At 45.5% G+C, this 26,996-nt stretch carries 32 protein-coding genes and 2 riboswitches; of the genes, 12 read left to right on the forward strand and 20 right to left on the reverse strand.

The genetic code is table 11. The annotated features are described in order from the left end of the window. Window positions 1-42: 42 nt before the first annotated feature. The 4 genes from QMA39_RS05035 to QMA39_RS05050 are packed head-to-tail and all read right to left on the reverse strand — an operon-like array spanning window position 43 to window position 2,734. Window positions 43-165: a hypothetical protein gene (locus tag QMA39_RS05035; RefSeq protein WP_277988082.1), complete on the reverse strand. Its 123-nt coding sequence runs from the start codon at window positions 163-165 to the stop codon at window positions 43-45. 38 nt (window positions 166-203) lie between these two features. Continuing rightward, entirely contained in the window at window positions 204-1,034 is an 831-nt protein-coding gene (locus tag QMA39_RS05040; protein ID WP_027954510.1) for a MetQ/NlpA family ABC transporter substrate-binding protein, read from the reverse strand. Between the two features lie 34 nt (window positions 1,035-1,068). Next, window positions 1,069-1,734, reverse strand: coding sequence for a methionine ABC transporter permease (locus tag QMA39_RS05045; RefSeq protein ID WP_027954511.1), 666 nt, complete (start codon window positions 1,732-1,734; stop codon window positions 1,069-1,071). Then, window positions 1,691-2,734: a methionine ABC transporter ATP-binding protein gene (locus tag QMA39_RS05050; protein WP_281658108.1), complete on the reverse strand. Its 1,044-nt coding sequence runs from the start codon at window positions 2,732-2,734 to the stop codon at window positions 1,691-1,693. The genes QMA39_RS05045 and QMA39_RS05050 overlap by 44 nt, the downstream gene beginning before the upstream one ends. Window positions 2,735-2,808: 74 nt before the next feature. Beyond that, window positions 2,809-2,912: riboswitch (SAM riboswitch) on the reverse strand. 176 nt (window positions 2,913-3,088) lie between these two features. Between QMA39_RS05050 and QMA39_RS05055 the strand changes: the two genes are divergently transcribed. Continuing rightward, window positions 3,089-3,436 (forward strand): carboxymuconolactone decarboxylase family protein, encoded by a 348-nt coding sequence (locus QMA39_RS05055; protein ID WP_027954513.1) that lies wholly within the window; start codon window positions 3,089-3,091, stop codon window positions 3,434-3,436. 97 nt (window positions 3,437-3,533) lie between these two features. Further along, window positions 3,534-4,595 (forward strand): iron-containing alcohol dehydrogenase family protein, encoded by a 1,062-nt coding sequence (locus QMA39_RS05060; RefSeq protein WP_281658109.1) that lies wholly within the window; start codon window positions 3,534-3,536, stop codon window positions 4,593-4,595. 224 nt (window positions 4,596-4,819) lie between these two features. On the opposite strand, the gene QMA39_RS05065 is transcribed toward QMA39_RS05060, so the two are convergent. The 5 genes from QMA39_RS05065 to QMA39_RS05085 form a co-directional block, all read right to left on the reverse strand. After that, entirely contained in the window at window positions 4,820-6,157 is a 1,338-nt protein-coding gene (locus tag QMA39_RS05065) for an NAD(FAD)-utilizing dehydrogenase (RefSeq protein ID WP_281658110.1), read from the reverse strand. Next, entirely contained in the window at window positions 6,150-6,731 is a 582-nt protein-coding gene (locus tag QMA39_RS05070; protein WP_281658111.1) for a GNAT family N-acetyltransferase, read from the reverse strand. The genes QMA39_RS05065 and QMA39_RS05070 overlap by 8 nt, the downstream gene beginning before the upstream one ends. 130 nt (window positions 6,732-6,861) lie before the next feature. Beyond that, on the reverse strand, window positions 6,862-7,323 hold the full coding sequence (locus QMA39_RS05075; protein WP_281658112.1) for a hypothetical protein: 462 nt from the start codon (window positions 7,321-7,323) through the stop codon (window positions 6,862-6,864). 63 nt (window positions 7,324-7,386) lie between these two features. Further along, window positions 7,387-7,794 (reverse strand): ectoine synthase, encoded by a 408-nt coding sequence (locus QMA39_RS05080; protein WP_027954518.1) that lies wholly within the window; start codon window positions 7,792-7,794, stop codon window positions 7,387-7,389. A 148-nt stretch (window positions 7,795-7,942) separates the two neighbouring features. Further along, entirely contained in the window at window positions 7,943-9,157 is a 1,215-nt protein-coding gene (locus QMA39_RS05085) for an EAL domain-containing protein (RefSeq protein ID WP_206932888.1), read from the reverse strand. Window positions 9,158-9,312: 155 nt separating this feature from the next. Here QMA39_RS05085 and QMA39_RS05090 point away from each other — a divergent pair, with 155 nt between their 5' ends. Next, on the forward strand, window positions 9,313-10,971 hold the full coding sequence (locus tag QMA39_RS05090; protein ID WP_281658113.1) for an N-acetylmuramoyl-L-alanine amidase: 1,659 nt from the start codon (window positions 9,313-9,315) through the stop codon (window positions 10,969-10,971). A 51-nt stretch (window positions 10,972-11,022) separates the two neighbouring features. Here the strand turns inward: QMA39_RS05090 and QMA39_RS05095 are convergent, their stop codons facing one another. Beyond that, a complete protein-coding gene (locus tag QMA39_RS05095; RefSeq protein ID WP_027954520.1) occupies window positions 11,023-11,448 on the reverse strand; it encodes an RDD family protein in 426 nt (141 codons plus the stop codon). A gap of 187 nt (window positions 11,449-11,635) precedes the next feature. On the opposite strand from QMA39_RS05095, the gene QMA39_RS05100 reads away from it, so the two are divergent. Continuing rightward, on the forward strand, window positions 11,636-12,166 hold the full coding sequence (locus tag QMA39_RS05100; protein WP_242520203.1) for a DUF420 domain-containing protein: 531 nt from the start codon (window positions 11,636-11,638) through the stop codon (window positions 12,164-12,166). A 198-nt stretch (window positions 12,167-12,364) separates the two neighbouring features. Beyond that, window positions 12,365-12,595 (forward strand): hypothetical protein, encoded by a 231-nt coding sequence (locus QMA39_RS05105; protein WP_027954522.1) that lies wholly within the window; start codon window positions 12,365-12,367, stop codon window positions 12,593-12,595. Window positions 12,596-13,046: 451 nt separating this feature from the next. Here the strand turns inward: QMA39_RS05105 and QMA39_RS05110 are convergent, their stop codons facing one another. Next, entirely contained in the window at window positions 13,047-13,976 is a 930-nt protein-coding gene (locus QMA39_RS05110; RefSeq protein WP_281658114.1) for a hypothetical protein, read from the reverse strand. Between the two features lie 217 nt (window positions 13,977-14,193). Further along, window positions 14,194-14,294, forward strand: a riboswitch (TPP riboswitch). A 92-nt stretch (window positions 14,295-14,386) separates the two neighbouring features. Here QMA39_RS05110 and QMA39_RS05115 point away from each other — a divergent pair. The 4 genes from QMA39_RS05115 to QMA39_RS05130 are packed head-to-tail and all read left to right on the forward strand — an operon-like array spanning window position 14,387 to window position 17,931. Next, entirely contained in the window at window positions 14,387-14,989 is a 603-nt protein-coding gene (locus tag QMA39_RS05115; protein WP_027954525.1) for a YkoF family thiamine/hydroxymethylpyrimidine-binding protein, read from the forward strand. Beyond that, window positions 14,986-15,564, forward strand: a complete 579-nt coding sequence (locus QMA39_RS05120) for an ECF transporter S component (protein ID WP_027954526.1) — start codon at window positions 14,986-14,988, stop codon at window positions 15,562-15,564. Before QMA39_RS05115 ends, QMA39_RS05120 begins: the two co-directional genes overlap by 4 nt. Next, window positions 15,564-17,171, forward strand: coding sequence for an ABC transporter ATP-binding protein (locus QMA39_RS05125; protein ID WP_281658115.1), 1,608 nt, complete (start codon window positions 15,564-15,566; stop codon window positions 17,169-17,171). The genes QMA39_RS05120 and QMA39_RS05125 overlap by 1 nt, the downstream gene beginning before the upstream one ends. Continuing rightward, complete coding sequence (locus QMA39_RS05130; protein ID WP_027954527.1) at window positions 17,152-17,931, forward strand: energy-coupling factor transporter transmembrane component T; 780 nt, start codon at window positions 17,152-17,154, stop codon at window positions 17,929-17,931. Before QMA39_RS05125 ends, QMA39_RS05130 begins: the two co-directional genes overlap by 20 nt. Before the next feature lie 113 nt (window positions 17,932-18,044). Here the strand turns inward: QMA39_RS05130 and QMA39_RS05135 are convergent, their stop codons facing one another. Together QMA39_RS05135 and QMA39_RS05140 are read right to left on the reverse strand one after the other, a co-directional pair. Then, a complete protein-coding gene (locus tag QMA39_RS05135; RefSeq protein WP_281658116.1) occupies window positions 18,045-18,473 on the reverse strand; it encodes a hypothetical protein in 429 nt (142 codons plus the stop codon). Between the two features lie 3 nt (window positions 18,474-18,476). Next, complete coding sequence (locus QMA39_RS05140) at window positions 18,477-19,037, reverse strand: GNAT family N-acetyltransferase (protein ID WP_027954529.1); 561 nt, start codon at window positions 19,035-19,037, stop codon at window positions 18,477-18,479. Window positions 19,038-19,589: 552 nt separating this feature from the next. Here QMA39_RS05140 and QMA39_RS05145 point away from each other — a divergent pair. Beyond that, window positions 19,590-19,985 carry a sporulation protein gene (locus QMA39_RS05145; RefSeq protein WP_281658117.1) on the forward strand — a complete coding sequence of 132 codons (396 nt, stop codon included), beginning with the start codon at window positions 19,590-19,592 and terminating at the stop codon, window positions 19,983-19,985. A 57-nt stretch (window positions 19,986-20,042) separates the two neighbouring features. Here QMA39_RS05145 and QMA39_RS05150 read toward each other — a convergent pair whose 3' ends face one another. The 6 genes from QMA39_RS05150 to QMA39_RS05175 all read right to left on the reverse strand — a co-directional run bounded on the left by QMA39_RS05150 (window position 20,043) and on the right by QMA39_RS05175 (window position 25,290). Then, window positions 20,043-21,296: an aminopeptidase gene (locus tag QMA39_RS05150; RefSeq protein WP_281658118.1), complete on the reverse strand. Its 1,254-nt coding sequence runs from the start codon at window positions 21,294-21,296 to the stop codon at window positions 20,043-20,045. Then, entirely contained in the window at window positions 21,277-21,549 is a 273-nt protein-coding gene (locus tag QMA39_RS05155; RefSeq protein ID WP_281658119.1) for a hypothetical protein, read from the reverse strand. Before QMA39_RS05155 ends, QMA39_RS05150 begins: the two co-directional genes overlap by 20 nt. A gap of 47 nt (window positions 21,550-21,596) precedes the next feature. After that, the gene (locus tag QMA39_RS05160) at window positions 21,597-21,794 is read right to left on the reverse strand and encodes a hypothetical protein (RefSeq protein ID WP_281658120.1); all 198 of its coding nucleotides are present in this window, start codon (window positions 21,792-21,794) and stop codon (window positions 21,597-21,599) included. Between the two features lie 191 nt (window positions 21,795-21,985). Next, the gene (locus tag QMA39_RS05165) at window positions 21,986-22,246 is read right to left on the reverse strand and encodes a YesK family protein (protein WP_281658121.1); all 261 of its coding nucleotides are present in this window, start codon (window positions 22,244-22,246) and stop codon (window positions 21,986-21,988) included. A gap of 437 nt (window positions 22,247-22,683) precedes the next feature. Beyond that, window positions 22,684-23,880, reverse strand: a complete 1,197-nt coding sequence (locus tag QMA39_RS05170; RefSeq protein ID WP_281658122.1) for a dicarboxylate/amino acid:cation symporter — start codon at window positions 23,878-23,880, stop codon at window positions 22,684-22,686. Between the two features lie 270 nt (window positions 23,881-24,150). Continuing rightward, the gene (locus tag QMA39_RS05175; RefSeq protein ID WP_027954536.1) at window positions 24,151-25,290 is read right to left on the reverse strand and encodes an FtsW/RodA/SpoVE family cell cycle protein; all 1,140 of its coding nucleotides are present in this window, start codon (window positions 25,288-25,290) and stop codon (window positions 24,151-24,153) included. Window positions 25,291-25,419: 129 nt separating this feature from the next. Between QMA39_RS05175 and QMA39_RS05180 the strand changes: the two genes are divergently transcribed. Beyond that, window positions 25,420-25,791 carry a CrcB family protein gene (locus tag QMA39_RS05180; RefSeq protein WP_027954537.1) on the forward strand — a complete coding sequence of 124 codons (372 nt, stop codon included), beginning with the start codon at window positions 25,420-25,422 and terminating at the stop codon, window positions 25,789-25,791. Beyond that, entirely contained in the window at window positions 25,788-26,162 is a 375-nt protein-coding gene (locus QMA39_RS05185; RefSeq protein WP_281658123.1) for a CrcB family protein, read from the forward strand. Before QMA39_RS05180 ends, QMA39_RS05185 begins: the two co-directional genes overlap by 4 nt. On the opposite strand, the gene QMA39_RS05190 is transcribed toward QMA39_RS05185, so the two are convergent. Next, window positions 26,159-26,995, reverse strand: coding sequence for a DUF4037 domain-containing protein (locus QMA39_RS05190; protein WP_281658124.1), 837 nt, complete (start codon window positions 26,993-26,995; stop codon window positions 26,159-26,161). The two genes, QMA39_RS05185 and QMA39_RS05190, sit on opposite strands and share 4 nt — an antisense overlap. Window position 26,996 lies beyond the last annotated feature (1 nt).

Genomic DNA, 26,996 nt, shown 5'->3' on the forward strand with positions numbered 1-26,996 from the left:
TTACGTATCATACAGAGATAAGTTTCAGAATAGCAGGAAAAATCACGCGCCTGCTATAGTTCCATCATAAGACCGATGGTTGAAAAATTCCTCCGGTTCTGTCCGACACGTCAGATCATCCCGGTCAAATACCATCGTTCCTTCTTCACCTGCATAAACCTCCACTCAAAAAAGCCGCCTTCCAAAGGAAGACGGCTCAAATGTTATTCTTCTTCTTTCATCCATTGAGGCTTTCCAAAGCCTTCAAACTTCTCATCAATGATCTGTTCGAACTCTTCCGATTCCACAACTTCCTTAATATCCTTGGCAAACTGGGCATCCAGATCTTCAGTCTTCACGGCTACCCGGTTTCTGTAATCATCCGGCATATCCTCGAGGGCGAGAGCACTCAACAAGTCCATCTCGGCAGCAAGCGCATAGTTACCAGGGACCATGGAAAGATCTTCACTATCCACCAGTCGTGGCAGCTGGCCGGCTTCTACTTCAACGAATTGGATTTCTTTAGGGTTTTCTACAATATCATTCAGGGACGCTCGAAGAGGGTCCACATCTTCTTTCAATGTAACAAGACCTTCATCTTCGAGAATGATCAGAGCACGCGCCAGGTTTGTCGGGTCATTGGGAATCCCCATCGTACTGCCTGTTTCAACACTTTCAATATCCTTATACTCACTGGAATAAATCCCCATAGGAGCTGTAGGAACAATAATGACCTCGGACAGATCCAGGTTGTGTTCTTCGGCAAAGGACTCTAAATAGATTTTGTGCTGGAACAGGTTGGCATCCAGATCACCATTGGCTAACGCTTTGTTAGGCTGCACATAATCTGTAAACTCTTTATTGGTAACTTCATATCCTTTTTCCTCCAGCAGCGGGGCAATCGCTTCGGTGACCATATCACTGTAAGGACCGGATGTAGCTCCAAAGCGGATGGTTTTCTTCTCTTCTGCATCTGCATTTTCTTCTCCGCCACCACAGGCAGACAAAAAAGTAATGATTGTTAAGGCTGCAAACAAGGTTACGATTTTTTTCATTTTAATTTCCTCCTGAACTTCGTTTCGTCTTGGATTAACTCTTTTTCACTGTTTTTGCCAGGAAATCCCCTGCGTACTGGACTACCTGAACAAGGACGATCAACACAATAACCGTTGTAAACATGACGAAATTATCATAACGGTAATAGCCGTACCGGATGGCGAGGTCACCGATCCCTCCCCCGCCGATAGCCCCGGCCATGGCGGAATAACCAATTAAACTGATTGCTGTTATGGTTAAGCCGCTGATCAACCCAGGCTTGATTTCAGGAAAAATAATATCTTTAATAATCAGCCACGGTGAAGCTCCACATGCGATAGCCGCTTCAATGACCCCTTTATCGATATCCCTGGCGGATGATTCGACAATTCTTGCATAAAAAGGAATTGCAGCTGCCGATAAAGCAACGGAGGCGGCAATCGGTCCTGTTGTCGTACCTAATAGAAAATTAGTAAATGGGAATAAGAACACAAGCAGGATAATGAATGGAATGGAACGGACAAGGTTTACAAAAATGCCCACAGCTCCTTTGATCCACTTGTTTTCCAAAAATAAATCACGGTCGGTTACAAAAAGCAGCAGTCCAAGAGGCAGACCGGCGATAACGGCTACGCCAAGTCCGATTCCCACCATGATCAATGTCTCCATAAATGATTTATTCAGCTCGGGCCACAGGTTGATCAGCTGATCGATCATGATTCAGCACCTCCACTTCATCCAGTATCGTTTTCAGACTTTCCACGGCTCTCCCGACTTCCTGCGGGTCACCGGTTAATTCCATGACAAATGTGCCGAGGGCTTTTTCCTGTATGTAATCCACATTTCCATGCAGGATGTTTCCCTTGATTTTATAGTTCTGAAGCAGATCCGACACAACCGTATCCCCGGCCTGTCCGCCGGTAAACTTCATCTGAACAATGGTGCCGCTGCTTTTTTTCAGCAGTTCTTCCGGAACATGGAAATCGATCACTGTTCGAATAAACCGCTTTGTCAAAGCATTTTGAGGGGAGGCAAAAATTTCATAGGCCGCCCCCTGTTCTACCACTTTTCCTTCTTCCATGACCGCACAACGGTCGCAGATTTCTTTCACCACTTCCATTTCGTGTGTAATCAATACAATGGTCAGTCCAAGTTCCCGGTTGATTTTTTTTAATAGTTTCAGGATTGACTGTGTCGTGTTCGGATCGAGTGCGGAAGTTGCTTCATCGCACAGCAGCACTTTAGGATCGTTGGCCAGTGCCCGGGCAATACTGACCCGCTGCTTCTGCCCTCCACTCAATTGAGCGGGGTACTGATCGGCTTTATCGCTAAGACCTACAAGTTCCAGCAGATGCCTGGCACGATCATTGCGTTCCTGTTTTGGTTTACCGGCCGCCTTCAATGCAAAGGCCACATTTTCCAAAACCGTCTTCCCCATAGCAAGGTGGAACCCCTGGAAGATCATGCCGATGGACTGTCGTGCTTTTCTAAGGTCCTTTTTGGACAGAGAAAGAAGATCGATGTCATCGATATAAACCTTTCCTGATGTCGGGCGTTCCAATATGTTCATGCATCGGAGCAGTGTACTTTTGCCAGCTCCACTGTATCCGACGATTCCATAGATTTCCCCTTCCTGAATATCAAGAGAAACCTTGTCCACCCCGATCACCTGTTTTTTCTTGGATGTGTAAATTTTACTGAGCTCTTGGATGGAAATCATAACAATCCTCCTTTACCTAATAAAAAAACTCTCTTCCTTATCAAGAAGAGAGTTTCGCATAACTATCAGCCAAACTCTTATCTCCCGGAAATCATCATTCCGGCGGATTTAGCACCACTCCACATGGAAGGTTGCTGTGACGTCTACGGGCCTTTCCCTCAGTCACTCTTGATAAGAATTAGTTGTTGCTATTCGTTTATGATTTACAACTTTAACGCATCATTCTGCATTTGTAAACAATTTTCTCAACATTTCATCAATGAAGACAGATATGCCGGGAAGCCTATTACGCTGTTTAAAGGTCTGGAAGAGTAAGGAATAAAAGGAATAACAAAGAAAAGGGAGAGTGAAAGAATGAACAAGCAAGGAGAAGACCTGCTCAAAGAGTATAGAAATGGCATTGAAACCCTTACCGAACACCTGCCGGAGGCCACAAAGGAATACAATCACTTTACCGGCTCGTTCTTTGAAGACGGAGAACTGAGCAAGGGCACCAAGCACTTAATGGCTCTTGCTATCAGTGTGAAAGATGGAGATGAAGCCAGTATGGCCTACCATATGGATCAGTGCGTGGAAGCAGATTGTTCAGACAGGGAAATTCTTGAAACGATGGGTGTATCAGCTGCTTATGGCGGAGGCTCTGCCATGAGTCAGGCCGTAACCACAGGTCTGAACATTCTTCATGAATTCCGAAACCGTTAACTCACAAAACCGGGAGGCCTGCTCCCGGTTTTGTTATTGACATATTATTCTGTCATCTGGATAATGATGGCTATATCATTTCCAGAGGTGATCAACCATGAAAAACGTAACTGTACAAGGAGCACCTGCGATTTATAAAGCTGAGCCTGGAATTCTAAGGGATCTTCCAGAAATGCTGGAAAACCAGGCCTTTTCAAAAGCAGGAATCATTCACGGTGAGCAGTCGTGGAAGGCTGCACAGCCCTATTTTCCAAAGCTGACGATGCCGGTCCAATCGGAAGCCTACGCTGGGGAGTGCTCCCACAAAGAGGTCATGCGCCTCAGTGAAGCCCTGCGGGGCTGTGATGTCTTGATCAGCATCGGAGGCGGAAAGGTCCTTGATCTCGGAAAAGCCTGTGCCGATCAATTGGATATTCCAGCCGTGCTCATCCCCACACTAGCCTCAAACTGCGCACCTTGGACGCCGCTCAGTGTGTTTTACGATGATGAAGGAAATTTTGAGGAGTACATTATTTATCCACGTAGTACATGGATGCTGCTTGTAGAGCCTGATCTGCTCGTTCGTGCCCCGGAACCTTATCTCAGGGCCGGCATCGGCGATACGCTCGCCAAATGGTATGAAGCGGATGTTCTTACGAGGTCTCTCGCCTCCAAGCCGATCTCGGTAGACATTGCGCTGCACGCGGCCAGATTATGCAGGGATGTTCTCATACAAGATGGCAGAGAAGCTGTGGAAGCCGTTCGTCAGCAAGCTGTCATACCTGCCTTTATGAGAGTCGCGGAAACCATTATCATGGCTGGAGGTATGGTAGGTGGGTACGGGGATAGTTATGGAAGAATCGCCGGAGCCCATTCGATCCATAACGGCTTGACCAAAGTACCTGAAACCCACGATTTTCTTCACGGTGAAAAAGTGGCTTATGGTATTCTCGTCCAGCTTGCTCTGGAAGGCCGCTTTGACGAAATTGAAGCACTCACCCCTTATTATCAGGAAATGGACCTGCCGGTAACCCTCGATGACTTCAACTTGACCAACAAAGCAGAAGCCATCTCCATAACAGCGGAACATGCCGTAAAACCCGGGGAATCCATCCGATTAATGAACGTCATGGATGCAGCTCAAGTCGAGGAAGCGATGACAAAGATTGAAAAAGGTTAACCGCTGATGCGGTTAACCTTTTTCAATTTTCTTATTCCCTAGTATGGATGAACATTTCCAAGTGAAACTGCTCAATACAACGGTTTGTGATTCCTGCCCAAGTCAGCTGAGGCCGTTCCCGCATCAGGCATCCACCAGTAAGCGGAACGTGAATTTCCACATAAAAGGGAAGCTCCACGAGAAGACACGTTCTTTCTACAGCCTGAGAAAAACGGCCGATTCCGTTATCCTCCTATTACCTCTCCTACATAAATCCCACTAGCCGCTGCCTGGGACAAGGAATGAGTGACGGATGAGCAGTCTCCGACCAGAAACAGTCCCGGGACGTCTGTTTCGAAATTCCTGTTGGTTGGAATAACTGGTTCGTAAAATTTAGCATCAAGACCATAAAGCAGTGTGTCTGGATCCACCGGTTCACCTATCGCTGCTTCAAGAGAGGTCAGGAACTCGATGAGAGCCTCTATATAAATATGTGGCACTTCCTCTATCAGCGACCCTTCTTCAGCGGAAAGGGAAGGGATCACGGGGTTTGTATGAAGAGAAGTCGTCCCCTTTCCCCTTTTCAAATCTTCGAGGCGCTGGACAACAATTCTTCCCCTCGAACGATTGATTCCACCGATTACACGTGAAGCTTCTTCCACCGCCTGCTTTTGACTCGGAAAGTAACGCGGGACAAACAGAGTGAAATTCAAATTGTCTCCCGGCATATCCTGTTCACGTAAATTCTGGCCATCAGGCATGACAAGCCCATGCTGATGCTTCTGAATAATCCTGCCATTGGGATTCATACAGTATGTGTAAGCCGTAAAACGTGTCGTTTTTTTCAAAAGTTTCGTTTCAAATGTTTCCCTTAGGAGAGCATCCAGCTGGCCGCCCCGCATTTCCACCCGTATACCCAGGTCCAGTCGCGTATCCCTCGGTTCGATGCCAAGCGGTTCCGTTATCCGCGCGAACCACTCACGACCACTGTTTCCTGTCGCAAGCACAACTTTCCGACTTAAAAACTCCTCACAATCTGTAACGAGACGGAAACCTTGACCCAGCCGTGTAATGGACTTGACACGGCTGTTAAAAGAAAAGGACAGCTTATTTACCAAATGTTCATAAAGGTTTTGAAATACCTCCTTCGCCAGGGAAGTACCAAGATGGCGTACCTCCGTCGTTAAAACTGTCAAGTCACCACATGCAGCCCTTCTTTTCACATGCTCGTTATCCGTTGAATACGTGTCCACTCGGTCTCCTCCATAACCGGTTAGAATGCGGTCCACTTCTTTCATAAGGCGGTCGGTTTCCTGCTCGCCGATTTTTCGTGGAAGCTCTCCTCCAAAGGCATTGGTAAAATTGAATTTCCCTTCTGACTTCCCAAGACCGCCAAAGCCTATGTACTGATCGCAGGCTCCAGAGCACGTGCAAGGTTGTCCATGCCCCTGTGCACAGGATCTCTCTTTCAACGGTTTTCCTACGTCTACGACTTTCACTTGAAGACCGGGGTGTTTCTGGACAAGGGTGTAGGCCATAAATGTTCCCGCTACACCAGCACCGACAATGGTCACATCATACATGTTTCTGCCTCCGTTCCTTTATCTTTGCGTAGACACATGTATCTGTCAGATGTTTCCCATCCACGGACCGGTCATCATTACGTAACATTCCTTCAAAATGGTAGCCAAGTTTTTCTGGAACCTGCCTGCTTTTTTCATTTTCCCTTTCACATCTGATTTCTACACGCGCTCCACCGAGGTCATAAAGAGCAAGCCGCGTTATTTCACGGACGGCTTCCTGCATATACCCATGTCCGCTCCATTTGGTGTCGATCCAGTACCCGATTTCGAACTTCGGAATATCCCAGTCAATATTATGAAGTCCAGTCGACCCAACAAACTCTCCATTTTCCTTGCGAAAAACAAGATACCGGAGTTTTTTTCTTTCCATAAAATCTGCATGGGCCTGCCTGACATTGCTTTCTGCATCTTCAACCGAAGGCATCTCCTGAACAAAAGGAAGCCACGGCTTCAATTCCTGTTCCGACCGGTGGACAGCTTCATTAATCGCCTGGCCGTCTCCAGCCTCCGGCCTCCGTAGACAAAGGCGTTTGGTATGCAGAACATAGGGAACGTCGATATGTATAGGATCCAAGATTTCCTCTCCCCTTTCTTAATAATAGAATACCAAACTGTTAACCTGTTAGAAAAAAGATTCACATTCATCTGATTAAAAATAAAAACGAGGAAGAAGGCCTTTCCCATTCTTCCTCGTTTTCATACATCTATGAAACCGCCGGCTGCCCCTTGCCTGCAGCGATCCGGTAATAATAATTTTTGGCCCTCCACCTTTGAAACCCGGAATAAAAACCGACCCCCAGACTAAACACGGAAAGAACAACTGCCATAACCCAGGAGAAGTCCGTAGTGATAATAGCCGGAAGCCACACTTGAGCCGATTGGGAAAATGATGAGCGCAGACTATATAAAAACGGCCGTTCCAGCCAACGCTCTTCCCAAATCTGCCATAATTGTTCATTCGTTTTACGAGCCATTAAGGTTTCATATAAAAACAGCCCGAAAAAGAGCATGGCCGCAAGATAAATGATTCCAGTCACCGATTCAAAAAAAAGCTGAGAGACCCCTACCAGAAAAGCCATAATCAGAAAGTTGTACCACATGGATTTCCGGCTTTTCATTCGAATGGAAATTTGATCCAGACTTTCTTCATCCAACGCTTTTTCCATAACATGCTCCCTTCCTACCTTTTTTGTTATTTTACCAAAAAAATACAGAGAGGGAAAAACCCCTTACATCAAAGGTGGGTTTCCTTGTTTCGAATCTACTGGATACGTACCATCTGCGTCGTGTTTTTCCTGCCCTTGTAGAGGTGGATTAAACACACAGACCATCCGCATATCCGTGAAGGCACGCAGCACGTGTTCATCATGCTGATCCAATGCGTATAAGGTGTTTTTGCGAATGGGCCAGATCCTTTGATCAGAAGCTGTCACGACCTCACCTTCCCCTTCTATGCAGTAGACCGATTCGAGGTGATGCTTATACCACATTTTCGTTTCCGTCCCCGCCCTGATCAAAGTATCGTGGACAGAATAACCCATATGGTCTTCAGCAACAAGTAAACGCCGGCTGATCCAGTTCCCTCCATCCACTTCCCTGTTGGATCCAACAACATCTTCCAGTGCTCTCACTTTCATCAGCTATCCCTCCTTGCCTTACTTTATTCCATAGCCACCATCATAGACCCTTTCATCACATTCTCTTTCTGTAAACAAAACAAGCCTGAGGGCCCATGTCATCGATGGTCCCTCAGGCCTTCCTGCGAGAAGTTGAATGTGCCGCTCTTCAGGCAAGCAGACATTCATGATCATACAAATAGGCGTATCTCAAATCAATGAAAAGAAAATGCTGGTCGGTTAATGGAAAACTGAATGTGCGGACCATTTCTTTCGTTTCTATATCAGAGTAAAGGTCCGAAAGCAGACCAGCGTGCGACTCCCTCATTTTCATCACATTTTCCAGAAAATATGGACGGAAAGCCCAGTTGGATCCTTTTTTATCCGTTTCCACAAACCACTCGTCTTCTTTTTTACGGAAGTTGGAGGATACCTGCTGACCATCCATATGGCAAATGAACATACGGAAACTTTCATTGTGAAACTTCTCTGTCACACCATCAATAAACGCATCTGATTTCTTTGGTCCTTCCCACCTGGCCAGGAGCTGCCTCACCTTTGCTTCCCAATGTTTCACATACTGCTGGCGATTTTCCAACAGGCGTTTTTCCCGCTGTACAAAGCCGCTCATCCGTTCTTTGATATCCACCGACAGCGCCCCTTTACCGACAGGGTCGAAGGATGGAAGGGCAAGGTAATATCCCTGATAGAACCTGCTGCCGTGCTTCCAGGCAAAATACAATTGAAAATCATCCTCGATATTCTCAAATAAAAGAGCCGCCCCGATCCGATGGGCGAGCATAGATAACGAGTACATGATATCCTGAAAAGCATCTCCATCCTGTCTGCGAATGATCCCTGTATCAATTTTTAAAATATGGGGTTCCAAAAGCCTGATCCGGTCGATATTCGAGCTCTTTGCTCCAACATGATCCACGGCAATCTGAATACCGTACGTTTTAAAATACAGCAGAAGGTGGTTCAGGGTTTCAAAGTCTTCATCAAAATCATGTTCAGTCACTTCAATGACAATACGACTCAGGTCAAACCCCTGGTCCTTGAATTGAAGGAGCGACTGCAGGAGATCATCCCCATTGTTCACCATCAGCTGCTTAGCATTGCGGTTAATAAACAGCAGACCTTCTTTTCTGTTATCCATCATCATTTGGACCGCTTGAGTGAGGACGACTTGATCGACCTCCACTTTGAATTCCTCCGGCACGTCCGTATCATGGAAAAAGGGACCAAGACTCTCCCACGTCTGATTCTCTTTATAACGGGCCAGCACCTCATATCCGATCACATCGTGATTAATTGCACTGACAATCGGTTGAAAGACAGGCTTTATTCTATGTAAGTTCCCTACAATATCCAGTGGATCCATGAGTCTCCTCCTTTTCACGTCATTCTATTATTATACAATACAAGTCGTATCCAGCTAAAGCATGTGTTTGACAAGGTGATTTTGCCGCTTCATCCATACAAGTATCTAAGAAAACTCATATACTAAAAGAGATTCTTGAGAGGAGAAAGATTGATATGAAAACCATTGTCATTGACCCGGGGCACGGAGGTACAGATCCAGGTGCCGTTTACCGAGGGTATCAGGAAAAGACCTTTAACCTATCCATTGCCCTCAACGTCCAGCGTTATCTTACGGAGCATTATGAAGCTGAAATTGTGATGACGAGAACATCCGATATAACGGTTTCCTTGAGCAGGCGGACAGCGGCCGCTAATGCCATCGACGCTGACTTCTTCCTATCGATCCACAATAATGCCGCCGGTGGAAGCGGCTTTGAAAGTTATATCTATAACGGGGCTCTTGCTCCGAATACTCAAGCTTACCAGTCCATCATCCATAACACGATTTATCAAACGGCTTCGAAATACAGAGTGAACAACCGCGGCATGAAACAAGCCAACTTGTTCGTCACCCGCGAAACACATATGAGTTCCCTTTTACTCGAACTATTATTTGTCGATCACCCCGACGATCTGGCCCTGCTGAGAAACTCCACATTCATCAACGACATATCCAGAGCTATCGCGGAAGGAACAGCCAAAGCTCTACAGCTGCCGAAGCTTTCCAGCGCCGCATCGCCAGAGCGCTCCACGTTATACAAAGTGATGGCTGGATCTTTCCAAAGCAGAGAAAACGCAGAACAAAGAGCCGAATTCTTATCTCAAAACGGTGTCGCTGCTTTTATCGTGCCTGCCTCCTTCTCAGGCGGTGTCTATTACCGTGTTCAAACAGGGGCCTTCTCTAAGGAAACAAATGCCAAATCACAGGTAGAACAATTAAAGCGGATAGGGATTGCAGACGCGTATATCCTTGCCGGAACCGACAAATCCGAATCCCCTGTGCGTGAAGATGATCTGTACCGGGTCATTGCCGGATCGTTCAGAGAAAGGAAAAATGCCGAGGAACGGGTGAACCTGCTTACCGCTGCCGGATTTCCATCATTTATCACGACTTTAGATATTGGCGGCCTCACCTATTACCGTGTTCAAGCCGGCGCTTTTCAAGAAATGGATCATGCGAAAGCTCTTGTGCAAAAATTGAAGTCGTTCGGTATCATCGACGCCTTCATCTGGTCGGGTTCTGATCTGCCACCCTTACCAGATTCACCAGCCCCTGAAACACCGGAGGACAAATGGACAATTCTTGGGCAGAGCGTGATTGACGGTTGTCAGCTTGACCAATTTGTCCGTTCGGTCTATCCAGATGCTCCACAGCTTGGTAGGTACTATAGGGTATACGGAAACCTTTACGGCATACGAGGGGATATTGCATTCGCCCAGGCCGTTCATGAAACGAACTATTTCCGTTTCACGGGCGATGTACAAAGAGATCAAAATAATTTTGCAGGAATTGGAGCTGTAGGCGGTGGAGCTGCCGGGGCATCCTTTTCGACACCCGAAGAAGGTGTCCACGCTCAGATTCAACACTTATATGCCTATGCTTCCAGCGATCCGATTCCAGCAGGGGTGAAGCTTGTAGACCCACGATTCGATCTTGTTGCACGGGGAAGCGCGCGCACATGGACTGCGCTGAATGGAAAATGGGCTGTACCCGGCAATCAGTATGGTCAGCTTGTTTTATCAATCTATGAACGAATGGCCGAATACACGCAGAAGTCTATAGAAATCCAGCAGCAGACCCTGCAAAAACTTATTCAAGATTTAAACCAATAAATAGAACCGGTTGCTTTACAGGAACCGGTTTTTCGTTTTAAAACAGGAACATTACTTCTCTTTTGTTTCTCTTGGCTTCATCGTTGTAAAGGATATGAGTTCCCCCCAGCTCCGTCCTTTTTTATCCAATACGGATGTTGCGGCAGAGACCAACAGCCACCACCCGTTGGTCAACAGCACCGGGCCGAATCCAAGAACAGCTCTTACCATGGATTGAAATACATGGGGGCTTCCTCCATGCGTCGATACGACAGACATATTTGTCAGCAGCATGCCTAAAGTTCTGCCCTGTAGGAATAATGGCAGAACCATCAACGTGCTCAGGTGGATCGTGATAAAGGCCTGCCAGAATACAGGATTGGGATCAAATCCCCTCCCGGTATCCTGCAGATACGTGTAAAGGGCAGCCCATATTCCGGATATGAGCAGCTCCCCGCCAAATCCTAGAAATTTCAAAAACAAGTATTTACGGCGCATAAACTTCCCTCCTTGTACGTATCCTATGGATTCTTTCTGGATAAGGTCAGCCCATTATTCCGTCTTTTGTCACGAGTGTGAGCCATCATGAAGTGACAGTTTCGTTAACGTTCGACATCATGAGATGATTTTCAAGCGGATTTTTTATATACTATTCCTGCAGTCTATTAAGAGATGGGGTATTACTTTGGAAATAAAAAAAGATTTTAATTATGTACCATGGGTGGTGGGACTATCCATTGCTATCAATCTAATTGTGGTGGCCTTGTTGTTCCTTCCGGAGATTGGAAGCGAGACCAGCTTTGATATTACGCTGCTCCCGTTACTTAATGCCGTATTCAATTCCTTCACATTCGTGTTTCTTTTGGCGGCTTTATTTATGATTATCCGAAAGAACATTACGTGGCATAAACGGTTCATTTTTGCTGCCTTTACAACTACAGCGTTGTTTTTAGTTTCATATCTCACGTACCATTCCATGTCTGAATCAACGTCCTTCGGCGGCGAGGGTCTGGTGGCGGGTATTTATTACTTTATTCTGATCACCCATATTGTGCTGGCCGCACTTATTGTACCCCTGGCCCTGTTAACACTGTTCAGAGGTCTGGCAATGAAAGTGGATAAACATAGGAGAATCGCCCGCTGGACGATGCCGATCTGGCTTTATGTCAGTTTCACAGGCGTCGTTGTCTATTTAATGATTTCTCCCTATTACTAAGAACAGTCACGTGTCTTTGGATACGTGGCTTTTTTCTTTTTTATATTACAAAAACAATAAGTAGACGGGAAAAGTTGGCTATTTTCCAAGATATTTGTTATTGTAGAATAACAGCCGGTAGGTATCGAAGCCGGTTAAGTCTATGAAAATATAATGAGCACATGTCCAACCAGCTTACGGCCATAAGGAGACTAACTAATGGACATTCTTAACTTTATCAAGGAAGAAGGATTTACGTCTGCAAGATTCCAATCGTTCGCAGGGAAAGATACGCTCATTCAATTGAATCGGATTACGGATATGAAGGAACTATTCGGCCTGCTTGATATGAACCCGACAACTGTGCGGTACTATCCTTATGAAAAACTTCCTTATCTGGACTGCTCTCAGAATGAAGACAACTTAAAATTAAGATTGTTTAAGCCATAAAAATAACCGGGATACATAACACATGTATCCCGGTTTTCTTTATTCCTTTATATTACTGAAAAAGGAGCCTTCACAGCAAGTGGTCTTTTAACCAAGGGTGATCTCCTTCAGGTCATCCACTGAGTAGACGCTTGTGAAACATCGTCTGATTCAACCATTAACAAAAGCAGCACAGATACTCCCGGTCACCAGGACGTCCCCCTCATGAATCAGGACACGGATAACCACAAAACCAGCACCTGCTGCTAAGTGAAACAAACAGGTATGAGCCCGCTTATCTTTGCTCCTCCCTCTGTGCTGGTTATCCCCACTGTATAAAGAACCGATTTCCTCTATCGGGAGATAACGGGAAACAGGATTCCATAAAGAAGGAAGGGGCTGGGAAAAGATAAAAAACGCCCCTTTTTCCAACCTCCACGTACAACAGAGACGCTATGGCCTCTATGTCGTTTTACCATTCTCCTTGAAAAGCATGGATGATTTTCCAACGCTGAACTGCCATAATTCCTTTCCATTGTTGTTCGGCTACAGCAAAAGCTTTTGTTCCGTCTCCCCAGTCCCAGGTGATATCCCAGATGCCTTCTTCCTTCAGCGTCTTCAAATAATAACGGATGTTTTCCAATACTAAAGGTTTATATTTAGCATATAACGGATGCTGTGGGGACGATATTATGTCAGTCGGAAGAGCACCGTACCCACTTCCCCATTCCGAAGGATCCTGACTAAAGCAGTTCTCGCCTAAAGCAAGAAGGTGGGACTGCACCTGATCAAGTCCATAAGGCATTAGATTATGAACATGTCCTTTATGCTTGTCCAAGGAGATCAGTAGATTTTGAAAGCACTGCCATTCGTGGAAATCCATCTGACTGACACTCATCAAATGTTCTACAGCTTTAACAGCACCAGCCACACCCGTTTCCCAGGCTTCCGTATCCCGTTGGGAGCAGTCGATGAGAAAACCGGCCAATTCCGCCGCCGGGTTAAACATCCAGTTGGACTGCACCCCTTCCCTCCACGACCACCAGGGTGCATGAGGAAAATGGTTGACCTCAGGAACAACCGAGGGCCACATCCCTGATTGACGATCATACGAGCGAAGCAGGTAGGAAACCATCTGTTGAAGCATCGGCTCTTTGGAAGATACATTCAATTCAGTCAGCACTTGGGAAGCTGCCCATGTGGCCATTGGAGAAGAAGCTGGAAGTTGAAAATCCGGCTCAATTCCATGACCAAAACCTCCATCTTCATTTTGGAACGCACTCAAATAATCGAGAACTTTTTCTTTAGGACCTCTTCCAAAAAGAGCTTCCCATCTGGCGGCTTCCAATGGACGTGCATACCGCTTTATCCACCTGTTTGCCCGATGCATGTGATTGTTCATGCCTGTCTCCCCTTCCTGTTGATGGTATCCCTTGTCTTCTGATTGCCCGACTCTTTTATTCCACTCAATAAATGACGGATTCTATTACCCTCAGCGTACCACGATTGGAAGATTTTGAAAATGAACTCTATCGTTCGTATTCATAAAAAGAAGAATAAACATTTACAAATATTCCAACATCCGCTACGATAGAATCAATACAAAAAACTGTATACATATGAGGCACTAGGGGAGCTGCTGCGAGCGGCTGAGAGGATGATCCGACCCTTGGCACCCGAACTAGATAATACTAGCGTGGGGAAGTGCAGCCGTTCTATCAATCAGGCCTTTACAGGTTTTATTCATCGATCAACGGACTGCATTCCCATGGGATGCAGTTTTTTTGTGTTTAAAAAAAGGAGGAATGATGGATGGATCAAGTTTGTGGTACATCAAAAATTGCCGGATGTTCGTTTTCTATACATCCGATGAGTGATGAGTTTGCGGGTATAATTCTGGAAAGCTTAAAGAAAGTGGATACATCTAAAGTATGGCTCGATACCGATGATGTCACAACGACGGTACGGGGACGAGTGGAACATATTTTTGATGTGACGAAGGCCATCCTTCTTCATGTATCCAAAACAAATGTTCATGCGGCTTTTCATGCGACTTATTCAATTGGGTGCCCGGGAGATTCGGCTGGAGATACGTATATGGCTGAATCCCTGCACCGGAGGAATGAAGACGCCTCCCGCTCGATCACCCAGCCATTGGCAGCTAAGTTTTCCCTGTATCCAATGGGAGGGGGCAGCTATATGGATACAATATACAAGCAGATTGAAGCGATGAAATCGAAGGGCATCCAAGTGACGCCCGCCCACTATTCTACAAGGCTTGACGGAGATACCCATACGGTTTTCGAAGGGTTGGAAAATGTTTTCCGTGAGACAGAAGCTTCAGGGTCGTCTCACACCGTCATGACTGTATCGGTGTCGGTCAACAGCCCTTCCTCAAAGGAGAGCATCTTATGAAAAACTGGAAACTCAAAGAAATCGTTGTTCTATCTGTTTTGTCTGTCGTTTTCGCTGTTGTCTACCTCGCTTTCCTGCCTGTTGGAAAACTTCTCTCAGGTCTCTTTGGTCCAATCGGATATGATTTTATCTTTGGTATCTGGTTCATCGTATCCATCATTGCCGCCTATATTTTACGCCGCCCGGGCGCAGCTTTTCTCTCTGAAACCATCGCAGCGACAATTGAAGTTCTGCTTGGAAATGCTTCCGGACCTATTTTGATCTTAACGGGAATGGTTCAGGGACTCGGAGCCGAAAGTGCGTTTGCTCTGACGCGTTACCGGTCTTATCATCTTTCTGTACTCATGCTCGCCGGCGTGATGGCTGCCGTTTTCAGTTTTGCATGGGGGTATTTCCAATCTGGATACGCTGCGTTAAGTGGTGGATACGTTGCTGCCATGCTGATTGTCCGTATGGTCAGCGGCGCTGTGATTTCCGGAGTATTTGGTAAGGCCATCGCTGACGGACTTGCACGTACCGGCGTCCTTTCCAGTTTTGCTCTCGGACGGGAACTGAGAAAGAAGAGGGCTTCCTGATGAAGACGGCTGTACAATTGGAAAACCTGACGCTTACGTATGAAGAAAATGAAAAAACCGTATTGACGGATATCACCCTCTCCATCCAAAACGAACAGGACACACTCATCCTTGGCCCGAGCGGTTCAGGAAAAAGCTCACTTGTCCAATGTATAAACGGGCTTTACCCGGAGGATTTGGATGGTGAGATGAAGGGCCGTGTTACCATTTACGGACGTTCAACACGCGCATTCAAACCTGGAGAGCTGGCTAAAACCGTTGGAAGTGTTTTTCAAGACCCCGAAACTCAATTTTGTATGCTCACCGTCGAGGATGAAATCGCCTTCGGTTTAGAAAACCTTCATGTACCTGCTGAGGAGATGGAACACAAAATAGATGATGTCCTTGCACAGGTGAATTTACTGGATAAAAAAACATCCTTCATCCATCATTTGTCCGGCGGACAGAAGCAGAAACTGGCCCTTGCCTGTGTGCTGGTGATGGAACCGGACATCCTTCTCCTGGATGAACCGACAGCCAATCTGGATCCGCAGTCAGCTCGTGATTTCATTACAACTCTGACTTCAATAAAAAAAACAAGGAGTCTCACCTTGATTGTAATCGAACACAGATTAGAAGGATGGCTGGAGCTTCTCAAGCATGTCGTTGTACTCCATTCCGATGGAGGGATTCTTACTCAGGGACCGTTAAAAGAAGTCCTCAATAACCAGGCCCGCGCCATCCACAATCAAGGTATCCGGCTTCCCTATGCTGTGCAGTACAGCATAGACGAAGGCAGCCCTCCTCCCTATCCATTTACCCTGGAAGAACTGACGCAGCGGGACATTGAAGTTCCTTCAGGTGTTCGTCACCCGAACCGACGCGGGAAGCCGCTCCTGGAATTATCCGATGTTCAGTGGAAAGCTATTTTACAAGATCTTACGTTCTCCCTTTATGAAGAAGAATGGATTGCTGTGGTAGGGGCGAATGGAAGTGGCAAATCCAGCCTATCCAAAATAATGGCCGGCATCACAAAGCCCGACAAAGGCACGGTTACATGGAAAGCGGACGACTTACGGTCACAGGTGGGGTATGTTTTTCAAAATCCGGAGCACCAATTTGTAACCGATGAAATGTTCGAGGAAATTGCGTTCAGTTTAAGACAGCGGGGAACACCCGAATTGGAAATATGCCGGCAGGTTGAAAATCTGCTCTCCCTTTGCCGATTGGATGGATTAGACAAGCATCATCCTTATCAGTTAAGTCAGGGGCAGAAACGCCGCTTAAGCGTGGCCACGATGATAGTGGAAAATCAATCACTTCTCTTGCTGGATGAACCGACTTTCGGCCAGGATGCAGTCTCCACCCAACAGCTGATGGCTCTGCTTGAAAAGCGCTTTCAACAAGGGACCACCTTATTTATGATCACACATGATATGGAGCTTGTTCACCACTATGCGACAAGGGTGATCGTGTTGGAACAAGGAAGGATCGCTTACGATGGTCTCCCAGAGCATCTGTGGAAACATAACCGACTTTCGGATTGGCATATTGAACCTCCCCTTCCTGTTCAACTGGATCGATTATTAATAGAAAGGAGCTGCCTTCATGTCCCTTCATACTCTTAATCCTGCCATGAAAGCCTGCACGATAATCGGACTCGTCTTTGTCCTTGCCTTTTTATTCGATCCTGTAACGCCTTTTGTCTTCACAGGATTCACAATCGCTTTGACATTGATTTTCGGCAGGTTTCGGAAACGAGTATATCTCCTATACCTCTCAGCGTTCACCCTGTTCGCCTTCGGGATGCTGTGGACGACCATTGCCTTTGCCGATGAACCAGCCAGGCCCGGCGAGACTATCCGCCTTGCTGGTTTTCTGTTCCCAAAAGAAGACTTGTTGATGGCTCTGGCGCTTTCCTTTCGTGTAATGGCCTTTGCCGCCTTATCTCTTTTGTTTGTATTTACGACAAACATGGTTCATTTCATATTAAGCCTCATTCAACAGTTGAAACTGCCTCCGAAGCTTGCTTATGGACTGATGGCAGGATACCGTTTCCTTCCAATGATGAAAGAAGAATTCGATCAGATCCGGGCGGCCCACCGGATACGTGGAGTCACAGAATCCAAATCAGTAAAAGGAAGATTCAAACAGCTGAAGCGCTATTCCATCCCTCTTTTGGCAGGCGCTGTCAGAAAAGCAGAGCGAACAGCTGCTGCGATGGAGTCCAAAGGATTTACGGGGGAACGGTCACGTACGTTTTACAGACCTATGAAAATCAGCACAAAGGACTGGGGGTTTCCTCTACTCATGTTTACGGTGCTGGGGGCATTGATCGTTCTGTCTATTCAATTGGACTATTTCCAATGGTATAACGGCCAGTTTTAAATCCATGTTGAGCTGGATACCTCCCCGGATATTACTAGAGAAAAAAAGAGAGGGCGCCCTCCCTCTCTATCATTCCATTCACTTTAAATAAAGCACTTACCAAAAACGATGAATTATTCTTCGCCGACGATGGACCGGATGTATGAGGCATCGTTTTGTGACAACTCCGAAAACCGGATACTATTCCACGTCTGTCCACTACGGATCCCAAGTACAGCCCTGTCTTCTTCAAACCAAACCCTTGCATCCAGAATGCCGATGGAACGCTCCGGACTGATCAACTTCAAGGTTACATCTGGATTTTCCATGTCCACAGATGCCCCTTCCATCGGCTTTTGATTCAGCAAAATATTGAGCATCGTATCCAGTTCAGCCTGATGCTCTCCATTATGAAGTGTGGTAGCCGTTTCTTTATTCTCTCCTGCTTTCACGGCAGTCAGCGTATAGGAAGGCGTGTCACCAACATACACAGCAGTCGCATACCCTCCACCAAAAATAAGTGCAATACCGGCTATCCATAATAAAAGTTTCCCTATGTTCATTGGTTACACATCCCTACTTTGACGTTTACTGAATTCGGTACGCAGTATGGAATACATATAGGCATGATGATTTTCTCCATTTTGAAACAGGTAGCCCCGCAGCAAGCCCTCTCTAAGAAACCCTGTTTTCTCAAGCACTCTTGATGAAGGAGTATTCGCCGGGAAGGTAACCGCTCCCACCCTGAACAGTCCTAATTCTTCGAACGCATAAGTAAGAACATGTGCAACTGCTTCCGTAATCAATCCCCTTTTCCAATAGCCGGGGTGCAGTTCATACCCTATTTCAGCTTTTCTCCCCCAGAGGCTTAAATGACTCAGCCCCACCGTACCGATAAACTTTTCTTCTTCGCTGAGCAAAATACCCCATCGTATAGCCTTTTCAGACTTAAACTGTTCTTTAAAGGTTTGAATCATTCCGTCAGCTTGATCCCGGTGGGTGAGGGAAGGCATCCCAATATACTTTGTCACTTCGTCTCTGGACAAGATGTGAAAATAGTCATCAATATATCCATCAGTCATTTCCACAAGACGCAGCCGTTCTGTAGTCAATTCCTTAAACTCCATATCGTTCCCCCATCCGCCATCCTGAGCCTATTCATCTAACTTAATCCTTTATGTCCGAAATAAAATCATGCTGTCTGTCATGTTATAACCGTTTTTACGTACATAAAAGCGATATTCACTGGTTAACCCTTGCGAACCGGGCACTTCCCACACGACAGCCTTATGATGGATGACTGCTGTTTTGTAATCCAGCCCCGACTGTGTAAGCTTTGAAGCTGTTTTGTTATAATCTATCCGCAGGAACGTTGTGTACACTCCTGTTTTTTATTTGAAAACAGATAGGAAAATAAATGATTCACTTGCATTCAAGAACCTTCCTACCCTCTACTTTATCATAATTTTCCAACAACTATAACCCTGCCATATGGAATCAAAGAAGAATAGAATAAAAGATTGACGACTCCATGAGGTTGGAATATTATACAAGTGTAGACAGCTGAAAGAACGATAACCAGCTCTTCACTACCCCGTTTGAAAAAGCGAACAAAATATTCATTCACCCTCATTCCCGGGTGGAGTCATTTATTCTGATTATGAAGGAGAAATCAGCCTATGCTTGCCAAACTTTTCAGCTGGATCAAAACCGGATTTCCTCAAGTGGATCTAGTCTTATCAGGAAACCAATTCAAACCCGGCGATTCAGTCCAGGGCTCTTTTCACGTTAAAGGGGGACTCACCCATCAAACCATTCAACGTCTGGAATGTGACTTATTTAAAAAGGAAGCAGGAAGAAAACCGGCTTTCATCCAGCCCATTACAACCATCTTAATGAATAGAGAACTTGATTCCAACGAAGAAACTCAGTACCCGTTCCATTTCGTCCTGCCTGAAGACATGGAACAGAGCTCTCCCGATATCGCCTATGTTCTTCAAACGAAACTTGTTCTCGGAAATAACCGTAAAACATCCGATACGGATGAGATTCGTATCACTCTTCTTCCTCATTAAGGGAAAGATTAAAAAAGCGTCATCCTCCATGGATGACGCTTTTCAGCTGCCGGCAATTTAAAATTGAAATTCCCCCTCTTTCATCAGCAGGACTTCACTTCCATCCTCGTTTATGCCTGTTACTTCCATATCTCCAGTACCAAAGGTCACATTAACGGACAATAGCGACGTATTCAGCCCAGCTGTCTTCAATTCTTTCTCAGATTGGTTCATGCCGTTCTGAATATTGGAAGGAGAAGCATGTCCAATTCCGATATGACAGGATGTATTCTCATCAAACAGCGTGTTGTAAAAAAGAGTATCCTCCTGAGCAAGTGGGGATGTATGAGAGACGAGAGCGATTTCCCCGAGGTAATGGGATCCCTCGTCTGCAGCAATAAGATGCTCCAGCACTTCCTGCCCCTCTGCCGCATAATAGTCCGTAATCCGACCGTTTTTAAAAATTAGATAAAACCCATCAATAACACGCCCCTCATAAACAAGGGGTTTACTACCTGCCAGTCTGCCATTCACTTTATTTTTATGGGGAGCAGTAAATACTTCTTCGGTAGGAATGTTCGGAAAGAATGGGATATCTTCTTTATCTGAGACTCCCCCGCCGATATAGAGATGGTTTTCAGGTAGACCAACGTGTATATCAGTTCCCCAGCTATTCTTAAAATGCAGGGATTCAAATTGGCTCTCATTCAGGAAATTCTTCCGGGACTCGAAGGCTGTATGGTGCGTTTTCCAATCCTTTACAGGGAAATCCCCGTCTGCCCGGGCTCCTTTTAAAATCGACGTCCACAATGATTGCACAGCTTCTTCTTTACGTAGGTTCGGGAATACCTTCAATGCCCAGTCAACACTCGGTACAGCCAGAAGACACCAGCGTATCTCGTGGCATCTAACCTTATTGTGATAATCCCTCAATTTGGTACGAGAAGCTTTTTGAAAACGGGCCACCCTCTCAGCAGAAACCTCCTTAAATATCTCCGTATTCTCAGTAATAATATGGATATAAGCGGCGTCTGCCTCTTCCCATTCCTTAAAACGGGCGGCCTGCCAATCCGGATAGTACCCGATGATGCGATCTGGTGCATGTAAGAAAAATTCTTTGGCAGACTGCACATCAGTCCAATCTATATGTACGTTTGATGCACCTGCCTTATAGGCTGCCGTTAGAATGAGACGTGCAAACGGAGCATTTTGGATATCACTATGAATAATCAACATCTGCTGTTTTTGTAGATTCACACCAACTTTTACAGCGAGTTCTGCGTACTTGTATAATGCTTCTTCACTTACACACTCATAGATTCCTGTAGTCATTTGATAACTCCCCAGAAGTAGTATGATAGATTCTCCTGCCAGGCTCTCTTCTGCTTTGATCTCCCAGCTTTTTATACATGTCTATTTCATTGTTTCTATCCTTAGCAAATTCTTTATAGATGAGTTTTTCCTTTTCACCATTTTGATTGAAAGTTTCAATCCGGATCACATTACCTGCATGAGCCCCTTTAATCATTTCTGAATGAATGGGGGACTTTTTCACTTCTTGTAGTCTTTGGTTTAGAAGATCCAAAAAAACCTTCCTTTCATTGCATAAGATCAACAGGGAAAGCTGAACCATCAATCCTTAGAGTGGTTGAAACGGTTTCGTAAAATGAGAGATGAGGCGGCAAAAACAGCAAAAGAACCTGCTGATCCAGCAGCCAATAAGAGTTCAAAGTCTCCTGTTGGAGATTTAAATAATAAAGGAACAGATAGCATTAAAATCACACCACTACAACTTAAACCTAATATAGAAAAGGCCAATAACTGATTCACAAAAACACTCCTCCGTTATGACTGCTTATATTTTTTTAGATCCTGTTATGGCAGAAGCCGGGCTTTGGATATTTGAGATTTGCGCGAAATTGATATTTCCTTCAACCAGAGGGCGAGTTAACAAAGGTACTATTGATTGTATTCCTATTTAACATTGAATCCTTGTTCAATCCATGACCCTTTCACGTACTTCATTTCACCTTAAATGCAACAGCAAAGGACAGAATAGCAAAAAGCATAAAAAAGAAACAAAGAATGCCATAAGCTGCCCCTTCGAATCCCCTGATGTTAACAAATCCAATATAAAAAAGGATAAGAGCTGCAATACTCAATAAAGCTCCGGGTAACATCCTGATAAACAGAGAAAAACCCTTTCTGCTGAACCACCACGTAAGACCCAATACAAGGATCCCTGGAAAGAATGATACGAGTAAAGGTCCGTAAATCATCATAAAATTCCCTCCATTTTATTATGTCTATGTGGCTCATATGATACCATAAAATGGATATTAACAGGTTGCATATGGAGCCTAATATCACGGAATACGGTGTAGGAAAGTAAAACCATTTCCATTCCTATTCCTTTCATTTTCTGAAAGACCTTCATGGATTCCAACATCACTTTGAGAGCTTTGATTCCGAAAGATACAAAGGGAAGATCTTTTGTTAAACAAAAGATCTTCCCTTTTTCAAATGATTATTGGGTGAGGGTACGGGGGGTGTTCAATGATGATGACTGCGCGCCAAAGATCTACTAGAGCAGGGGCTCGGATGACACCCACCGATAAGCGATACGTTAACGCAACTACGACATGGTGGGCAGCGATTGTTTCTCGACAGACAGAAAGCCGCTGCCTAAGCAGCGGCTTTTTACTACAATCGGTCTTCCTTATCCAACGTTTTGACCAGATACAGGAATATCCTCTTGTTTCCCTTTTTTCATAAGTTTATCAGCAATCGCAGTAATGGCTCCATCGCCTGTAACGTTCGTTGCTGTACCAAAGCTGTCTTGAGCTAGGTAGAGAGCAATAATTAAGGAAACCATGGTGGAATCGAACCCTAACATGGATTCGAGGAGGCCGATAGCTGCCATAACTGCTCCTCCCGGCACACCTGGGGCTGCAATCATTGTAATTCCTACCATAAGAATGAATGGAAATACATCGGCAAATGTTGTGGCTTGTCCAAGCATATACATAACCGCCATGGCACAGCTGGTAATTGTGATTGTACTTCCTGCTAAGTGGACATTCGCAAGTAACGGTACAGCAAAATCTGCGACACGTTCGCGCACTCCCATTTTCTTCACTTGCTTTAATGTAACTGGAATCGTAGCTGCCGAAGACTGCGTTCCTAATGCTGTAAAGTAGGCTGGCGTCATTTTCTTCAATAAGCTGAATGGATTTCTGCCATGCATACTGCCTGCAATACCATAGATAACGACAAGATAAAGCAGATGCAGGGCTATGATCATCAGAAATACTTTGGCGAATACACTTAAAATCGTACCGACTTGTCCTGCATACGTCATATTCGCAAAGATTCCAAATATATGAAATGGTAAGAGTGGAATAATGATATTCTCTATTACCTTTTGGATAATGGAACGAAACTCATTCATGACATGTAATAAGGAATCGCCTTGAACAGCCGTCATTCCAACTCCTAATAGGAAAGATAATATAAGTGCGGCCATTACGCCCATAATTGGAGTCATTTCGACTGAAAAAGGTGCTTCCACCAGGGATTCCTCCGGATTAGCAAAAGACCCCCCTCTTTGTCCTTGCAAAAAAGATGGATACAGATTCTTGGCGAATAAAAAAGCCGCTGTACCTGCCAGAACTGTGGAGGCATAGGCTAATCCAGTCGTCAGACCCAGCATCTTTCCTGCCCCCTTGCCCATTGATGCAATCCCCGGTGCAATAAAACCGAGAATGATTAACGGGATGACAAAGCTTAGGAAATTACCGAATAAACCTGTGAATGTTGCAGCGATTTCAATCAAAATCTCCGGTGCAAACTGTCCTATAATGATCCCCAGCGCTATTGCCAGGACAATCCTTACTAATAATGGTATTCTTTTCATCTCCCTCTCCCCTTCTTCATTTGTAAAAATTTAACGAGGTCATGTGTTATAGAACAAATCATGGTTTATACACTACCCTTTTTTCTATGGTTTGTGAAGTATAAAAAACAATAAAACAATGGATATGTAAAGAATAAAGTTACGGACTGGTGTTACCAACCTTCTGCGTCCCGTCTCAGCTGTTCAGGTCATCCTTTGACCAGCGCTGCACCACAGTCTGGAACGTGCTTTATAAAAACAAAAGCGCCACCCTCAAGGGGTGACGCCTTTTTATGCGGCAGCTCTTTCTTCCTGATTCTTTTTGATTTTAGAAATAGCGTGGATATTGATTAAAATTCCTGCAGAAAACATCATCATCAATAACGAGGTTCCACCAAAACTGACAAACGGAAGCGGAACTCCCGTCAAAGGAATTAATCCTGTCAATCCTCCCAGATTGATAACAGCCTGAATGCCAATCAAACCGGAAACACCGATAGATAGCAGCCTTCCGAAGGTATCATGACTGTTCATACTGACATAAAAACCACGCAGGACGATAAGAGCGATCAGTCCGATCACAACAGCCACTCCGATAATTCCCAGCTCTTCCGCTATGACGGCCATAATAAAGTCGGTATGCGCTTCCGGCAGATATCCAAGCTTTTGCACACCTGCCCCAAGGCCTGTACCGATAATCCCGCCATTATGGATAGCGAGATAGGAATTAATCAGCTGGTACCCTGCGTCATCCGCATATTCGAAGGGCTGGTAGGCACCATCAAACCGGGAGAGCTGTTCTTCACTCAATCCGAATTGATACATCGTAACTGCAGCCACTAAAACGAGACCGAGCATAAAGAACAAATGGGACTTCTTCAAGCCGCTGGACATAATGATCAATCCGGAAACAGCCAGCGCGATCACTGCCGTGCCCAAGTCCGGCTGCTTTAAGATCATGGCCACGACAAGCATCGTAATGATCATAGGAGGAAGCAGCCCTCGTGTGAAATCCTGTATGTAGCTGCTTTTTTTCGTATAAATAGCAGCCAGGTAGATAATTAGTGACATCTTTGCGAGTTCCGCCGGCTGAAAGCGTCCGATCAGCGGGAGGCTGATCCAGGACTGAGCGTTGTTGGTCGTTTGTCCAATGACAAAAACCATTCCTAATAAAATGACGGTCACCAGTAAAATGAGTTTAAATAAACGGCGGTAGTTTTTATACGGAAAGATGATCCCGAAAAATAAAGCGCCGATTCCCAGACCCCAGGAAAGCAGCTGTTTTTCAAAGAAATATCCGGGGGTTACGTCATACACCATGACACCACTGACCATGCTCGCGCTGTATACCATGACAGTACCAAAGGCGGAAAGTGCCAGTACGGCGAAAAGGATTGAAAAATCGATGTTCTTTAAGATTCTGACTATCATTGGTAACCCTCTTTCATTTTGGTGCTGATAGATAAATTATAAGGGTTCTCCCCATGTAAAAAAAGCATTCCTTTTAAATTAAATCAAAAGTCTTTATAATATCGATGAGAATGGTAGGAGGTTTGTGGAATGATCTATCTTTATGTCGGCTTTGGTGGGTTTATCGGGGCATCCCTGAGGTACTTGATTGGTCTATTATTTGTAAATACGAGTGGATTTCCTTATTCCACCCTGCTTGTGAATCTATCCGGCAGCTTTCTGCTGGCTTGGTTGACCGCGGGACTGATCAACAAATATCAGCTGGCGGCTGAGTGGAAAGCTTTTCTGGGCACCGGACTCATTGGATCTTACACGACGTTTTCCGCTTTGACAGCAGATGCGTTTTCGTTGTATGAGCATGGCAGTGAATGGGAAAGCCTTCTCTACATAAGCCTGAGCATCGGGGGCGGATTTCTATGCTCATCCCTTGGATACCACCTCGCAGGGAGGAAGACTCGATGACGATACTGTTATTACTCCTGGCGGGGGCAGGCGGATTCATTGGAGCTGTCCTGCGCTATACCATAAGTAAATGGATCAACAGACGGACATCTTCTTCCTTTCCTTGGGCCACTTTTACTGTCAATATGACCGGTTCCTTCCTGCTCGGTACAACAGCCGGCATGCATCTTTCAGAAGCATGGATAACATTGGCCGGAACAGGGATCATGGGAGGTTTGACCACGTTTTCCACGTTTAAACTGGAAGCCCTCCACCTCCACAGGGGAAGGGAGTGGAAAACACTTACAGCTTATACAATTGCCAGCTATACCTTGGGCCTGACCCTGTATATCATTGGGTATACCTTCCCTTCCCTGCTGTCACAGCTTTAACTGACGGGGCCCGCTCCTTTCCAGTGCGACGCCCTATCCTCCTGAAGGAGCCCTTTATAATCAGAAACTTCCACCAGCCGGACGACCTCCTTAACGAGATGCTCTGTCTCCTGCAGCGCCTGTGCAGGAGATGCGTGAAAGATGTGAGTCAATCTCTCAGACATCCGTTCAGGGTGAACGTCCATCTGCTTCAAGGTTTCTTTCATCCATTTAAAGGAAGGGTGTTTGACGTACATCCGGTTTAATCCGTGAAGAATGCCGAAAAGATTTTGGTGAACTCTGCAGATGACAGAATAAAACATCAGCCAGTCTTCTCTTTCACACAATACTCTCCGGCTGCGCCACGGGCTGCCAAAATCCAGGTGGATTTTGATCATCTTTTCCGCTAAGGCATCCGGGTAAACATCCACCTCCTGCTTCAGTATCTCTCCTACATGATGGCCATGTAATACGACCCCGTCCTGAATAGCTGCAAGAAGGCACTGTTTTTCATAACTCACATCCAGCTTTTTCTTTACATCGTGAATCACCTCTGAAATCGTAGTCGTTAAAAAGCTGCTGATTTCAAACTTCACCCCGCTTTGATCGTGATACGTCTCAGACCACTCACCATCTTCATAAGGGTAAAACGTATGAAGAATCCCTTCTCCTCTTTTTACCGGATCCATGCGGTCATAATCACTCGGTGGCTCTTTCCACAACACATGCAGTTCAATATCAGAATGCTGATCATCCAGGTTCCTGGACAAAGAACCAGCTAAAATGACAGCTTCCACATTGGCATTCTCCTGATAGAAGGACGCATTGTTTACAGCTTTTTTATTTAAACTCAAC

It is taken from the genome of Halobacillus sp. Cin3, from assembly GCF_947311855.1.
In the GTDB taxonomy this organism is placed as follows: domain Bacteria; phylum Bacillota; class Bacilli; order Bacillales; family Halobacillaceae; genus Halobacillus; species Halobacillus kuroshimensis.